General features: G+C 66.6%; 11 protein-coding genes. 6 read left to right on the forward strand and 5 right to left on the reverse strand.

All coding sequences use genetic code 11. The features are described from left to right. Window positions 1-37: 37 nt before the first annotated feature. Window positions 38-658, forward strand: a complete 621-nt coding sequence (locus P7B02_RS17925) for a TIGR02466 family protein (protein WP_277787722.1) — start codon at window positions 38-40, stop codon at window positions 656-658. Here the strand turns inward: P7B02_RS17925 and P7B02_RS17930 are convergent. Further along, on the reverse strand, window positions 639-1,247 hold the full coding sequence (locus P7B02_RS17930) for a DUF998 domain-containing protein (protein WP_277787770.1): 609 nt from the start codon (window positions 1,245-1,247) through the stop codon (window positions 639-641). The genes P7B02_RS17925 and P7B02_RS17930 overlap by 20 nt on opposite strands. Before the next feature lie 202 nt (window positions 1,248-1,449). Between P7B02_RS17930 and P7B02_RS17935 the strand changes: the two genes are divergently transcribed. Beyond that, window positions 1,450-1,674, forward strand: a complete 225-nt coding sequence (locus P7B02_RS17935; protein WP_277787723.1) for a flagellar basal body rod C-terminal domain-containing protein — start codon at window positions 1,450-1,452, stop codon at window positions 1,672-1,674. A 131-nt stretch (window positions 1,675-1,805) separates the two neighbouring features. On the opposite strand, the gene P7B02_RS17940 is transcribed toward P7B02_RS17935, so the two are convergent. Further along, window positions 1,806-3,500: a M20/M25/M40 family metallo-hydrolase gene (locus P7B02_RS17940; protein ID WP_277787724.1), complete on the reverse strand. Its 1,695-nt coding sequence runs from the start codon at window positions 3,498-3,500 to the stop codon at window positions 1,806-1,808. Between the two features lie 149 nt (window positions 3,501-3,649). Here P7B02_RS17940 and P7B02_RS17945 point away from each other — a divergent pair, with 149 nt between their 5' ends. Continuing rightward, window positions 3,650-4,726 (forward strand): mechanosensitive ion channel family protein, encoded by a 1,077-nt coding sequence (locus tag P7B02_RS17945; protein ID WP_277787725.1) that lies wholly within the window; start codon window positions 3,650-3,652, stop codon window positions 4,724-4,726. Here the strand turns inward: P7B02_RS17945 and P7B02_RS17950 are convergent. Together P7B02_RS17950 and ettA are read right to left on the reverse strand one after the other, a co-directional pair. Next, the gene (locus P7B02_RS17950) at window positions 4,723-6,768 is read right to left on the reverse strand and encodes a hypothetical protein (protein ID WP_277787726.1); all 2,046 of its coding nucleotides are present in this window, start codon (window positions 6,766-6,768) and stop codon (window positions 4,723-4,725) included. The genes P7B02_RS17945 and P7B02_RS17950 overlap by 4 nt on opposite strands. A 158-nt stretch (window positions 6,769-6,926) precedes the next feature. Further along, on the reverse strand, window positions 6,927-8,594 hold the full coding sequence (gene ettA, locus P7B02_RS17955) for an energy-dependent translational throttle protein EttA (RefSeq protein WP_277787727.1): 1,668 nt from the start codon (window positions 8,592-8,594) through the stop codon (window positions 6,927-6,929). 221 nt (window positions 8,595-8,815) lie between these two features. Here ettA and P7B02_RS17960 point away from each other — a divergent pair, with 221 nt between their 5' ends. The 3 genes from P7B02_RS17960 to P7B02_RS17970 all read left to right on the forward strand — a co-directional run bounded on the left by P7B02_RS17960 (window position 8,816) and on the right by P7B02_RS17970 (window position 12,510). Next, the gene (locus P7B02_RS17960) at window positions 8,816-11,092 is read left to right on the forward strand and encodes a TonB-dependent receptor (protein WP_277787728.1); all 2,277 of its coding nucleotides are present in this window, start codon (window positions 8,816-8,818) and stop codon (window positions 11,090-11,092) included. A 65-nt stretch (window positions 11,093-11,157) separates the two neighbouring features. Continuing rightward, the gene (locus P7B02_RS17965) at window positions 11,158-12,261 is read left to right on the forward strand and encodes an alkaline phosphatase D family protein (RefSeq protein ID WP_277787729.1); all 1,104 of its coding nucleotides are present in this window, start codon (window positions 11,158-11,160) and stop codon (window positions 12,259-12,261) included. Window positions 12,262-12,327: 66 nt separating this feature from the next. Beyond that, window positions 12,328-12,510: a CsbD family protein gene (locus tag P7B02_RS17970; protein ID WP_277787730.1), complete on the forward strand. Its 183-nt coding sequence runs from the start codon at window positions 12,328-12,330 to the stop codon at window positions 12,508-12,510. 28 nt (window positions 12,511-12,538) lie between these two features. Here the strand turns inward: P7B02_RS17970 and P7B02_RS17975 are convergent, their stop codons facing one another. After that, entirely contained in the window at window positions 12,539-13,783 is a 1,245-nt protein-coding gene (locus P7B02_RS17975) for a dicarboxylate/amino acid:cation symporter (RefSeq protein WP_277787731.1), read from the reverse strand. Between the last annotated feature and the right edge of the window lie 95 nt (window positions 13,784-13,878).

Here is a 13,878-nt window from a genome sequence, read left to right on the forward strand (position 1 = left end):
CGTTGCACGGGGGAGGAGAAGGCCGGTACATGCCCCCATGACCCTGCGCCCGCTCTTCGTCACCCACCTCTACGAGGCCTCGCTCGCCAGCGACAAAGGCTTCGACGCCTTCAACGAGGAGCTGGAGGACGCCTGCCGCATGATCGCGGACGAGGACCGCGCGGGCCGCGCCTGGGCCAAGCAGAAGGGCTATCCGGGCTACACCTCCTACGCCTCGCTGGACGACCTGCCGACGCGGGCCACGGTTTTCGAGGACCTGAAGAAGAAGCTCGACAAGCACGCCGTCGCCTTCGCCCGCAACCTGATGCTGGACCTGGACGGCAAGAAGCTGCGGCTCGACAGCCTGTGGATCAACATCCTGAAGCCCGGCGGCGGCCACAGCAGCCACATCCACCCGCACAGCGTGCTGTCGGGAACCATCTATGTCTCGACCCCGCCCGGCGCCTCGGCCCTTAAGCTGGAAGACCCGCGCCACGCCATGATGATGGCCGCGCCCCTGCGCGAGGCCGATGCGCCGGAAGATCGCCAGCCCTTCGTCTATATCCAGCCGGAGCCGGGCACGGTTCTAATGTGGGAAAGCTGGCTGCGCCACGAGGTGCCCGCCAACGCGGCCAAGCAGGAGCGCATCAGCGTCAGCTTCAACTACGGCTGGCGATAGGCTCGGCGACGAAATCGGGGATCGGCGCGGCCGCCCGGCGGTGCAACGCCCAGGCGGCGATCCCCAGCCACAGGATGCCGAGGAAGGCGTGGGCCCGCTGCCACAGGCCCACGTCGGAGCCGGTGCGCACGTTCCACACCCCGATCAGCAGGGCCAGCACCAGCAGCAGGCCGAAAAACCAGACGATCGACAGGGCGGTGAGCAGGCCATAGCCCGGCCGCCGCCACAGGGCCCAGGCGGCGAACAGCGGGGCGAACTGAATGGCCAGCCCCACGCCGCAGGCCCGGTGCATGGGATCGGGCCAATGGAACAGGCCGCCGAACACCGCGCCCAGACCCGTCAGCGCCACCCACAGGCCGGCGAAGGCCGAGACCACCCGACGGCCGCCCGCCGCCTCCAGCGCGTGGGCGAAGCCGCCGCCGGCGAACATGCCCGCCACGCCGCCGATCAACATGCCGATGTTGAAGACCAGCGGATAAGGCGCCTTGGGGCCGCCTAGCTCGCTGATGAACTGCGCGCCAGAGTCGAAGCCCGGGAAGAGCGCCTGGGCGATCAGCACGTCGGCCACCAGCACGCCGGGCGCGAACATCCCGATCTTGAGAAGCTGGTTGGTGGTCAGCACGCACTCGTCCTCTGAAACGACGGCGCACAGTCCCGAAAGCCCGACCAGCGGTCAATGGGGCGAGACGCCGCCGCTGGATCTTCCACAGCTCAAATCGCCCGCGTTAACCGGACTTTTACGCGATGCCTTAACCGCGATGTGAGATTCGGTGCGTCAGGAGCCGAAGATCATGGACGTTTATACCGTCGCCGCCTCAGGCATGCAGAACGCTTTCAAGCGCCTCGATTCGAGCGCTCAGCGAGTCGTGCGCTGGTCGTCGCCCGATGGCGAGGACGTGGATCTGGCCGAAGAAACCGTCGAGCAGATCAAGGCCGAAACCGAACTGGCCGCCAACGCCGCCGTGGTGAAGACCGCCGACAAGATGATGGGCGCGCTGCTGGACATTAAGGTCTAGCACCCTCCCTTCTCCCTCGATGGGAGAAGGGCCGGGGATGAGGGTGATGCGGCGTCTGACGCCACACACGGCCTTCCACTCAGAAGTCACCCTCACCCTGCCCTCTCCCATCAAGGGAGAGGGTTCTCGTTTTACTTGCCAAACAGGTTCCCGAAGAAGTCGCCCTCGTTCCACTGAGGACGCTCGTCCATGTCGGCGAGTTCGCGGGCGATCTCGTAGTTCAGCTTGGCGAACTTGGCGCCGGCCGCGTAGTCGATGCCCTGGTCCAGGTCATCGTTCTGCTTGTGGTAGCGCTCGGTCAGGAACTTGGTGAAAGCCTCGCGGCCCGGGCCTTCGAAACCGGTCATCAGGAACACCGACGGCACGCCCTGCTCCACGAAGCGGTAGTGGTCACTGCGGGTGAACAGGCCCTCTTCCGGCAGCGGGTCGGCCGACAGCTTCACGCCCATGCCTTCCGCCGCGCGGCGGACCGCCGGGCCGAGGTTCGAACGCTCGGCGCCGAAGGCCACCACATCCTGGAACGGGTAGGTCAGGATCGGCATGTCGAGGTTGACGTTCGCCGCCACCGAGCCCTTGGGCACGGTGGGGTTGTTGGCGAAGTAGTCGGCGCCGACCAGGCCCTTCTCCTCGGCGGTGACGGCGAGGAAGAGCACCGAACGGCGCGGCGCCTCCGGGCTTTCCATGAAGCCGCGGGCGACCTCCAGCATAGTGGCGATGCCGGACGCGTTGTCCATGGCGCCGTTGTAGATCTTGTCGCCGTTCTTGTCGGGCTTCTCGCCGATCCCCTCGTGGTCGAGGTGGGCGGACAGGACGATCACCTGGTCGCGCAGGCTCGGGTCGGTTCCCTCGATCACGCCGGCGACGTTGGCGCTCTGCACGTTCTCGATCTTGGAATCGACGGTCGCCACGACCTGCTTCGGCAGGGCGAAGGTGGGCGTGCGGCCTTCCGGATCGGCGGCCATGCGCATGATGTCCTCATAGCCATAGGGCGCGCCGAGCAGCAGCTTCTTGGCGCCGTCCAGGCTGAGGGTGGCGATGGGCGGGGCCGAGGCGCCGGGGAAGAACACCGCCCCCGACTTGTCGCGCCAGCTCATGGAGCTGCCCTGCCAGGTATTGAGCCCTCGGGCGAAGGGACGGACCTTTTCGCGCATGGGCGTCTGCAGGGTGATGACGCCCAGCGCCCCGCGCTTGGCGGCCTCGATCCGCTTTGTCTTGCCGCCGGCGTAGTGGGCGCGCTCCTCGGTCTGGAAGCTGCTGGGGGCGCCGGTCAGGACGACGACCACCTTCCCCTGGACATCGAGACCGGCGTAGTCGTCGCGGCCGCGCTCCGGCGCGACGATGCCGTAGCCGGCGAAGACCATGGGCGCGTTGACGGACACCTTGGCGGCGTTCGGCTGTGCGCCGGGCAGGTAGTCGGTCCCGAAGACCAGGGCGACGGGCTTGGCCTTGGGCCCGCCGCTCCGCAGGGCCAGCTTGCCCTTGGTCGCGGAGGCGTAGGACACCAGCGGCGTCTTCTGCAGATAGGAGGCATAGTCGCCGGCCGGCTTCAGGCCCAGTTCCTCGAAGCGTCCCGCCACGTAGGAGGCGGCGATGTCATAGCCGCGCGTGCCGGCCTCGCGGCCTTCCAGCAGGTCGCTGGCCAGGAACGTCATGTGCGCCTTCACCGCCTCGGCGGAGGGCTCGAAGGCCGGGGCGGGCGGCGGCGGAAGCGGCGGCAGCGGATCGGAGGGCGGAAGCGGCGCTTTGGCGGTGGTGATCGAGACGCAGGCGGACAGCACCAGCGCGCCGCCGCACAGGGCGGAGGCCTTCAGGAATTTCAGCGCCACGCGGCGACTCCCCAGACAAGAACGAGCCGGCACTAGGCCCGCGCCGTCACCATTCCGTCAAGCGCGGGTACGTCGGTTTGGGGTCGACCTGAGCGCCTCGGGCGTTAGGTTGGGGACATCCAAAATCAGCAGCACACCGGAGGACCTCCATGATGGAGTTCGTCGACGCGTCCTTGCGCACCCTGGCCTGGGCCCCGCCGTGGGCCGTCAGCCTGATCGTCCTGAGCCTCGCGGCCGTCGCCGGCCTGACGGCGCACACGATGGCGACGGCGGTGACGACCCGGGTCGTGCGCGGCCGCGACGAATTCTGGCGTTCTCTGGTCGCGCGGGTGGCCAAGCCGAGCCGCCTGGCGTTCCTGATCGTCTTCCTGGGCATCGGGGCCGGACTGGCGCCGCTGAGCCCTGGCCAGAAGGACCTGCTCGGCCACAGCCTGCTGATCGCCTTCATCGCCTTCCTGGGATGGGCGGCGCTCACCGCCCTCGACATCGCCGCCAGCCTCTACATGCGTCAGTTCCGCATCGACGAAGCGGACAACCTGATCGCCCGCAAGCACCTGACCCAGGTGCGTATCCTGCAACGGGCCTGCGCCACCCTGATCGTCGTCCTGACCCTGGCCCTCGCCCTGATGACCATCAGCAGCGTGCGCCAGTGGGGCGTCAGCCTGCTGGCCGCCGGGGGCGCGGCGGGCATCATCGTCGGCCTGGCCTTGCAGCCGCTGCTGACCAACCTGATCGCCGGCCTGCAGATCGCCATGACCCAGCCGATCCGCATCGACGACGCCGTGATCGTCGAGGGCGAGTGGGGCCGGGTGGAGGAGATCACCGGCACCTATGTGGTGGTGAAGCTGTGGGACTGGCGGCGCATGGTCCTGCCGCTCAGCTACTTCATCCAGACCCCGTTCCAGAACTGGACGCGGGAAAGCGCCAGCCTGATCGGCACGGCCATGCTTTACGTGGACTACGCCGCCCCGGTGGATGTGCTGCGCGCCAAGCTGGAGGACGTCGCCAAGGCGTCGCCCCTGTGGGACGGCCAGGTGGTCAACCTCGCCGTCACCGACGTGCAGGAGCGTGTGATGCAGATCCGCTGCCTGGTCAGCGCCAGCGACGCGGGCAAGGCCTTCGACCTGCGCTGCGAGGTGCGTGAGAAGATGATGGCCTTCCTGCACGCCGAGCACCCGGGCGCCCTGCCCCGCACGCGGCTGGAGATGCCGTTGGCGGAGGCCTAGCCGCCGTAGATGAACTCAGGCTTCGCGTAGCCGTCTAGGACGCTGACGAGGTTGACGCCGTAGCTGGCGCTGCCGTCCGCCAGATCGGTCAACCAGGCGGCGTTCGACTTGGCCATGACTCCAATGTCCGCCTTCACGGCCTCGGCCAGCAGCCAGCCGACCATGGCGGCCTTGGTGCCGATGGCGTCGGCGTCCTTGCTGCCGCCATAAGCCTTGAAATAGTCCACGCGCGTATCGATCAGGGCGTGGATCTTCTCGTCCTTCGGCGCCGCGCCGAAGATCGTGCGGTAGGCTTCCCGCGTCGCGTCGAACAGGCTGAGCGCGCCATAGGTCGTCTGGAACGCCGCCTTGCCTTCGCCGTCCCGGCCAAGGTTCACAGCGAAGTTGATGTAGCGGTTCTCGAGCCCGAAGTTCTGGAAGTAGGCGCTGTTGAGGTTGTTGGGGTTGGGCCCGTCCGAGGCGACCAGATAGTCCAGCCCGTCAGCCCCGGGAACTTTTCCGGTGAAGAACTGGTAGCTCATGCTGGCCACCGAGGTGGTCTCGCGCGCCTTGGCGACAAGCTCAGCGATGGCCGCGTCGGTGGACAAGCCGCCGGCGAGCTTGCCGGACATATCGCGGGCGAAGGTCAGCGCGGCGCTTCCGTCCGTCCAGGAATCCGCCCGCAGGATATTGTCGAAGGCGCGTTGGACAGTGTTGCTCAGCCCCACGTCGATCACCACCGTGCGGTCGTTGAACTGCAGCCGCTCGACGCTGATGAGGCTGTCTTCCCCGTCGCTGGTCTTGATGTCCCGCACGGTCCAGCCGTTGACGCCAAGCGTCCAGCTGTAGTTCCGCGCGATTCCGGCATACCGCGCGGTGTCCACGCCGGCCCCGCCCGACAGGATGTCATTCCCGCCAAGGCCCTGAAGAATGTCGTCGCCCGCGCCGCCTTGCAGGCTGTTGACGCCGCTGGAGCCGATCAGGGTGTCGGCGAAGTCGCTGCCGACGACGTTCTCGATCGACTTGAGGGTGTCGCTGCCTTCACCCGTATTCTGTGCGCCGGTCTTGGACAGATCGACCGTCACCGCATTGGCCGTGCGCGAGAAATCGACCGTGTCGGTCCCCTCGCCCCCATCAAGGGTGTCCGCCCCCAACCCGCCGCTGAGAAAGTCGTCGCGGGCGCCGCCCTCGATCTTGTTCGCGGCGTCATCGCCGCGCAGCGAGTCGTTTCCAGAACCGCCGATCAGATTCTCAATCCCGATCAGGGTGACGGTGATGCTGTCGGTGATCTGCTGGGCGTTGGAGACGCCCATGGACACCTGCACCCGCCCGGTGAGGCTCGCGAAGCTGATCGTGTCGACGCCCTCGCCGCCTTCGTAGCGGTCAGCGCCCCCAGAAACGAGGAACAGGTCATCGCCCGCCCCGCCGAACAGGCTGTCGTTGCCGGCCCCGCCATCGAGCGTGTCCTTGCCCGCTTCCCCATGCAGGGTGTCGCCGCCATCGCCGCCGCGCAGGATGTCGTCGCCAGCCTCGCCATAGAGGATGTCGTTGCCGGTCCCGCCTTCGAGCGTGTCGTTTCCGTCGCCGCCGTAGAGCGTGTCATTGCCGGCGTCGCCGTACAGCAGGTCGTTGCCGGCGCGGCCGTTCAGCTCATCGTCGCCGCCGTCCCCATGCAGACTGTTGGCCTTGGCGTCGCCCTGCAGGATGTCGCCAAACAGCGACCCGACCAAGCCTTCGATATTGACCAAGGTGTCCATGCCCTGGCCGGTGTTTTGAGCCGTGGTGACCGCGAGATCGACCTTCACCGGGGCGATGGCGGAGTAGAAGACCGCGAAGTCGTTGCCGGCGCCGCCGTCGAGCGTGTCGTTACCGGCTCCGCCGTCCAGCTGATCGTCGCCGGCCGCCCCCTTGAGCGTGTCGTTTCCCGTGCCGCCGCGCAGCAGTTCGCCCGCAGCGGTCCCTTCCAAGGTGTCGGCGCCGGTGGTGCCTTCGATGATGAGGGCGGGCTCGGAAACCGCAGCAAGGCTGCCCGACAACAACACCGCCAGGTTTTCGTCGCTCACCACAACCCCCGTCACGCCACCGACCGCAACCGCTGGAACAACCATGGTGAACGAAGGTTAACGCCCGCCTATCCGCCGAAGATGAAGCCCTATCAGACCCATAAGAAAAGGCGGCGGTGAGATCACCGCCGCCTTCTTGAGACAGGGATACGCCGCTGTTAGCGGGCGAACTTCTGGAACTTGATCCGCTTGGGGATCAGGCTGTCGGCGCCGAGGCGGCGCTTCTTGTCTTCCTCGTACATTTCGAAGTTGCCTTCGAACCACTCCACATGGCTGTCGCCTTCGAAGGCGAGGATGTGGGTGGCCAGACGGTCGAGGAACCAGCGATCGTGGCTGATGACCACGGCGCAGCCGGCGAACTCTTCGAGCGCCTCTTCCAGAGCCTGCAGGGTTTCGATGTCTAGGTCGTTGGTCGGCTCATCGAGCAGGATCAGGTTGCCGCCGGTGGCCAGGGTCTTGGCCAGGTGGACGCGGTTGCGCTCACCGCCCGACAGCAGGCCGACCTTCTTCTGCTGGTCGGCGCCCTTGAAGTTGAAGCTGCCGACATAGGCGCGGGAGTTAATCTCGCGCTTGCCGACGACCATGATGTCGGTGCCGCCGGACACCTCTTCCCAGATGGTCTTGTTGGGGTCGAGGGCGTCGCGCGACTGGTCGACATAGGACAGCTTCACGGTCTCGCCGACCTTCACCGTGCCGGCGTCGGGCGTTTCGCGGCCCGTGATCAGCTTGAACAGGGTCGACTTGCCGGCGCCGTTCGGGCCGATGACGCCGACGATGCCGTTGGGCGGCAGCTTGAAGTTCAGGTCCTTGAACAGGACCTTGTCGCCGTACTCCTTCTCCAGGCCGCTGACTTCCAGCACCACGTTGCCGAGGCGCGGGCCAGGCGGGATCTGGATGTGGGCCTGTGTCTGGGCGGCGCGGGCGTTCTCCTGCGCGGCGACCATTTCCTCGTACGACGCCAGACGGGCTTTCGACTTGGACTGACGGGCCTTGGGCGAGGAGCGGACCCATTCCAGTTCGCGGGTGAGCGCGCGCTGGCGGGCTTCCGATTCCGACTGCTCCTGGACGACGCGCTTCTGCTTCTGCTCCAGCCAGCCGGAGTAGTTGCCCTCGTAGGGCACGCCCTTGCCGCGATCGAGCTCGAGCGTCCACTTGGTGACCTGGTCGAGGAAGTAGCGGTCGTGGGTCACGAGGATGACGCAGCCCGGGAACTCTTCCAGGTGATGCTGCAGCCAGGCCACGGACTCGGCGTCCAGGTGGTTGGTCGGTTCGTCGAGCAGCAGCATGTCGGGCTTCGACAGCAGCAGGCGGGCGAGCGCGATGCGGCGCTTTTCACCGCCCGACAGGCTTTCGATGTTGGCGTCGTTCGGCGGGCAGCGCAGGGCGTCGATGGCCATCTCGATCTTGGAATCGATGTCCCACAGATCCTTGGCGTCGATGATCTCCTGGAGCTTGGTCATCTCCTCCATGAGCTCGTCGGAGTATTCCTCGCCGAGCTTGGCGGCCAGCTCGTTGTACTTGTCGAAGACGTGCTTGTCCTCGCAGTCCGCGATGACGTTGCCCCAGACGTCCTTGGTCGGGTCCAGCACCGGTTCTTGAGGCAGGTAGCCGCGCTTGACCCCGTCGGCGGCCTTGGCTTCGCCCTGGAATTCCTTGTCCAGGCCGGCCATCACCTTCAGCAGGGTGGACTTACCCGAGCCGTTGACGCCGACGACGCCGATCTTGGCGTCGGAGTAGAACGACAGCCAGATGTTCTCGAACACCTTCTTGCCGCCGGGGTAGGCCTTGGTCAGGCCCTGCATCTGGAAAATGTACTGCTGGGCCATGAGGGCGCCGCGCTCGCTTTCAGAATGATTTTCGGAGTTGCGCTCAGATAGCCGTGCGGAGCCGCGAGCGCAACGGATGCGGCGCTTTGGCCACATCCGCGAACCGTCTCTTCAACGCAACCTATGTGTCGCAAAAGCTAAGCCGCAGCGTCATGGACCATTGATAGCTCAACCCCTCGATGGACGCGCCTCCCTGCGCCGTCCTGAAAATCGGGGATTCCATGAAGAACCATCTGATCGCCAGCGCCGCCGTCGGCGCCCTGCTGAGCTTCACCGCCGTCGGCGCCTATGCCGCCGAAGCCGCCGACGCGGCGGGTGAGGTCGACGCCGTCGTCGTTCTGGGCCAGGGCCAGTCCCGCCAGGTCCAGACCGTCAAGCAAGAGGAAATGGCCCTGGAAGCCGCCGGCACCAGCCCGCTGAAGGTGCTGGAGAAGCTGCCCGGCGTGAACGTGCAGTCGGCTGACGCCTTCGGCGCCTATGAGTGGTCGACCGGCATCTCGATCCGCGGTTTCAACCAGAATCAGCTGGGCTTCACCCTGGATGGCGTGCCGCTGGGCGACATGAGCTACGGCAACCACAACGGCCTGCATATCAGCCGCGCCATCACCAACGAGAACGTCGGCCGGGTCGAACTGGCCCAGGGCGCCGGCTCGCTGGCGACGGCCTCGACCTCGAACCTTGGCGGCACGCTGCAGTTCTTCTCGCGCGATCCGTCGGAGACCTTCGGCGCTCAGGCCAACGGCACCTACGGCTCCGAGAACATGCACCGCGTGTTCCTGCGCCTGGAAAGCGGCGCCATCGACGCGCTGGGCGGTCTGCGCGCCTACGCCTCCGTAGTCGACCAGAAGACCGACAAGTGGAAGGGCGGCTCCGAGCAGAAGCAGCGCCAGTATGACATCAAGGCCGTGCTGCCGATCGGCCAGGGCGAGCTGAGCGCCTTCTACACCCGTTCTGAGCGCCGTGAGCAGGACTACCAGGACATGTCCTACGACATGATCCGCCGCCTGGGCCGCGACTGGGACAACACCGTCCCGAACTGGGGCCTCGCGATCGCGGCGGCCACCGCCTACAACACCGGCCGCCCGCTGCCCGCGCCGTTCGGCGCCATCGACGACGCCTACTACGCCGGCGCCGGCATCCGTGACGACAACCTCTACAGCGTCAGCTACGACACCCCGCTGGGCGAAAGCCTCGACCTGCATCTGCAGGGCTACGGCCACACCAACGAAGGTCAAGGCCTGTGGTACACGCCGTACCTGGTGTCGCCGGACTTCGGCACGCCGGGCTCCAACGCCGCCCCGCTGTCGATCCGCACCACCGAATACGACATCGACCGCAAGGGCTTCATCGGCGGCCTGACCTGGCGCATCGGCGGCCACGAGATCAGCGGCGGCGCCTGGTACGAGAAGAACGACTTCAATCAGGCTCGCCGCTTCTACGCCGAGACCATCTCGGCCCCGTCGCGCGACGCCCTGGACTTCCAGTCCAATCCGTTCGCCACCCAGTGGCAGTACAAGTTCGAGACCACGACCACCCAGGGCTACATCCAGGACGTCTGGACCGTGAACGACGCCCTGAAGGTCAATTTCGGCTTCAAGGCCGTGAAGGTCGAGAACGAGGTCGCGACCATCGTCGGCTCGCCGCTGGCCGGGAAGATCGAGTCCAAGGACAGCTTCCTGCCGCAGATCGGCGCCGTCTATAAGTTCACCCCTGACCTGGAAGCGTTCGGCGGCTACACCGAAAACATGGCCGCCTTCGTGTCGGCCGCGACCTCGGGTCCGTTCGGCTCGCAGAACCAGGCGGCGGTGAACTACATCGCCGAGAACCTGAACCCGGAAACCTCCAAGACCTTCGAAGGCGGCCTGCGTTATCGCAACGACCGCTTCCAGGGCGTGGTCGCCGCCTACATGGTGGACTTCAACGACCGCCTGGTCAGCGCCCAAACGGCCTCGCCGATCCTCGGCCTGCCGGCGGTGCTGTCGAACGTGGGTTCGGTGGAGACCAAGGGCATCGAAGTCGCCGGCGAATTCCGCATCACCGACGAATGGAGCCTGTACGGCGCCTACAGCCTGAACTCCTCGAAGTATCAGGACAACGTCATCAACGCGAACGGCACGATCGCCTCGGCCACCGAGGGCAAGACCGTCGTCAACACCCCGCGCAACAGCGTGAAGGCCGAGCTGTCCTATGACAACGGCGGCTTCTACGCGAAGCTGTCGGGCGTCTATACGGACGAGCGCTACTACACCTACGAGAACATCGGCGGGAAGGTCGACGGCGCGCTCGTGGCCGACCTGGTGTTCGGTTACCGCTTCTCGGGCGGCCCGATCCTGGAAGGCCTGGAAGTGCAGGCCAACGTCACCAACCTCTTCGACAAGGACTACATCTCGACGGTGGGTTCGGGCGGCTTCGTGAACCGCGACACGACCGGCTCGACCATGACCCTGCTGCCGGCTCCGCCGCGCCAGGGCTTCATCACCATCAAGAAGAGCTTCTGATCCACCGCGATCAGAACGAAGGCCGGGGAGTTCGCTCCCCGGCCTTTTGCTTTGAAGGAGCACCAATGTCCCAAATCAATCGCCGCGCCGCCCTGGGCCTGGGCGCCGCCGCAGCGGCCGTCGTCAGCGCGCCAGCCCGCGCCGCCGACCGCACCGATGGCCGCCTGCTGACCCGTATCGCCTTCGGCTCGTGCGCCAAGCAGGACAAAGAGCAGCCGATCTGGGACGCGGTGCTGGCGGCGAAGCCGGACCTGTTCATCTTCCTGGGCGACAACATCTATGCCGACACCCGCGACCCGGCGGTGATGGCGGCCAAGTACGCGACGCTGGCCGCCAAGCCGGGCTTCGAGAAGCTGAAGGCGTCCACGCCGCTGATGGCGATCTGGGACGATCACGACTACGGCGAGAACGACGCTGGCGGCGAGTATCCGATGAAGGACGAGTCGCGGCGGCAGTTCTGCGACTTCTGGGGTGAAGCGGCGACCTCCCCCCGCCGCACCCGCGACGGCATCTACACCGCTGCGATCTTCGGCCCCACGGGACGGCGCGTGCAGGTGATCCTGCCTGACCTGCGCTGGAACCGGACCCCGATCGAGAAGCTGGATCTGGCCGGCGCGGAGTACGAGGGTTGGGCGAAGAAGAAGGCCGATGCGGGCTCGCACGTCCCCGGCCCCTACGCCCGCAATCCCGACCAGGCCGCCACCATGATCGGCGAGCCGCAATGGCGGTGGCTGGAGGAGGAGCTGGCGCGACCGGCCGACCTGCGCATCTTTGGCTCCAGCCTGCAGGTGCTGGCCGACTTCGCCGGCTGGGAAAGCTGGATGAACTACGCGCGCGACCACCAGCGGCTGTTCGAGGCTATCCGCCGGACGCGGGCCGAGGGGCTCTTCTGCATCAGCGGCGACACCCACTACGCCGAGATTTCACGCCTGGACGTGAACGTCCCTTACCCCATCTGGGACGTCACCTCGTCGGGCCTGACTGAGACCTGGCCAGTAACGCCGCCCAACGCCCTTCGCCGCAGCGGGGTGCTGCAGGAACAGAACTTCGGGCTGATCGAAATCGACTGGTCGACGCCTGCGCCCAAGGTGCGGATCGAGGTGCGCGACGTGACCGGAGCGGCCCGCCTGACGACCATGATCGACGCCGCGGCCCTGCGCATCGCTTGAACTTTCGGGGAACGGCCCCGGCCCGGGATCGTTTGAATCTCCGAGTTTCCACAAGGAGATGCCGTCATGCACAAGGACGAAGTGAAGGGCGCCGCCAACGACGCCAAGGGTAAGGTCAAGGAAGCCGCCGGCAAGGTGACCGGCAATGAGCGTCTCGAGGCCGAGGGCCTTGGCGACCAAGCCAAGGGCAAGGTCCAGAAGGGCGTCGGCTCCATCAAGGAAGGCGTCAGGGACGCCCTCAAGCACTAGACGTCAAGGGCCCCGAAAGGGGCCCTTTTCATTCGTGCGGGGCCTTGCGATAGGCCTCCACGTCGATCTCCTTCTCGAACCGCGCCACCGTGGTCGCCACCGCCAGATTGCAGGTGGCGTTGGGGATGGTGCGGATCATGTCGAGCAGCCTGTCGAACGGCAGGATGAACCCGACGATCAGCGCCGTGCGCTCGTCCGGAATGCCCAGGGTCGACAGCACCGCCGCCAGCATGAACAGCGAGGCGCTCGGCACCGGGGCCGTACCCAGGGCTACCAGGGTCGCGGTGATCAGGATCATCACGTACTGCACCGGCCCCAGCTGCACGCCGAGGACCTGGGCCGAGAACATGGCCAGCAGGCCCACATAGAGCGCCGTGCCGTCGCGGCCGATGCTGGCGCCCAGGGGCAGGACCGTGGAGATGATCGGCTTGCCCAGTTTCAGGTTCCGCTCGGCGACCTGCATGGCGACCGGCAAGGTGGCCGAGCTGGACGCCGTGGAAAAGGCCACGACGATGGCGTCGAGGATGCTGAGATAGAACGGCATGACCGGCAGCCGCGCCACGATGCGCAGCAACAAACCGTGGACGATCAGGCTCTGCACCGCCGAGGCGATGATCACGCAGAGCGCCAGCAGGCCGATGTTCAGGAAGACCGCCGGGCCGTTGGCGCCGATAGCCGTGGCGACGAGGCCGAAGACACCGAACGGCGCCACCTCCATCACGAATTTGACGATGTGCAGCATCACCGCCGAGGCGGCGTCCAGCATGGCGGCGAGCGGCGCGGCGCGTGGGCCGGCGGCCAGGATGCCCGCCCCGACGAAGATGGCGAAGACGATGATCGCCAGCATGTCGCCGTCGGCCAGGGCCTTGATCGGATTGATCGGGATCAGGCCCAATAGCTGCTCGCCCATGGTGCGGCCCGGGTCGATGAGCTGCGGCGAGGCGCTTGAGATATTGGCTCCGAAGCCGGGCTCGAAGATCGTGCCGACGCCCATGCCGACCGCCACGGCCACGGCGGCCGTGCAGACGAACAGGGTCAGGGTCCTGATCCCCAGCGAGCCGAGTTTTCGAGAGTCCGCCAGGGACGCGACGCCCGCGGCGATGATGGTGAAGACCAAGGGCGCGACCACCATGCGGATCAGCCGCACGAAGATGTCGCCCAACACCTTCACATGGACGGCGTGCTCGCGGAACACGAGCCCGACCACCACGCCCAAGACAAGAAAACCGAGGATGCGCTTCCACAAGGGAATCGCGAACCACCACTTCAGCATCGGTCTTGGCCCCCGACCGTCTGCGCTACACTGGGTTCAGTAGCAGTCGCTTTTGACCGGGAAGCAAGCGGCAAGCTTGGTTAACCCACAGCTTG

The sequence above is a fragment of the Caulobacter segnis genome (assembly GCF_029543125.1).
GTDB classification, from domain to species: Bacteria; Pseudomonadota; Alphaproteobacteria; order Caulobacterales; family Caulobacteraceae; genus Caulobacter; species Caulobacter segnis_D.

Coding starts and splice junctions, on each gene's coding strand:
- P7B02_RS17925 (WP_277787722.1), top strand. CDS start 38: ATGACCCTGCGCCCGCTCTTCGTCACCCACCTCTACGAGGCCTCGCTC.
- P7B02_RS17930 (WP_277787770.1), bottom strand. CDS start 1,247: ATGTTCGCGCCCGGCGTGCTGGTGGCCGACGTGCTGATCGCCCAGGCG.
- P7B02_RS17935 (WP_277787723.1), top strand. CDS start 1,450: ATGGACGTTTATACCGTCGCCGCCTCAGGCATGCAGAACGCTTTCAAG.
- P7B02_RS17945 (WP_277787725.1), top strand. CDS start 3,650: ATGATGGAGTTCGTCGACGCGTCCTTGCGCACCCTGGCCTGGGCCCCG.
- ettA (WP_277787727.1), bottom strand. CDS start 8,594: ATGGCCCAGCAGTACATTTTCCAGATGCAGGGCCTGACCAAGGCCTAC.
- P7B02_RS17960 (WP_277787728.1), top strand. CDS start 8,816: ATGAAGAACCATCTGATCGCCAGCGCCGCCGTCGGCGCCCTGCTGAGC.
- P7B02_RS17965 (WP_277787729.1), top strand. CDS start 11,158: ATGTCCCAAATCAATCGCCGCGCCGCCCTGGGCCTGGGCGCCGCCGCA.
- P7B02_RS17970 (WP_277787730.1), top strand. CDS start 12,328: ATGCACAAGGACGAAGTGAAGGGCGCCGCCAACGACGCCAAGGGTAAG.
- P7B02_RS17975 (WP_277787731.1), bottom strand. CDS start 13,783: ATGCTGAAGTGGTGGTTCGCGATTCCCTTGTGGAAGCGCATCCTCGGT.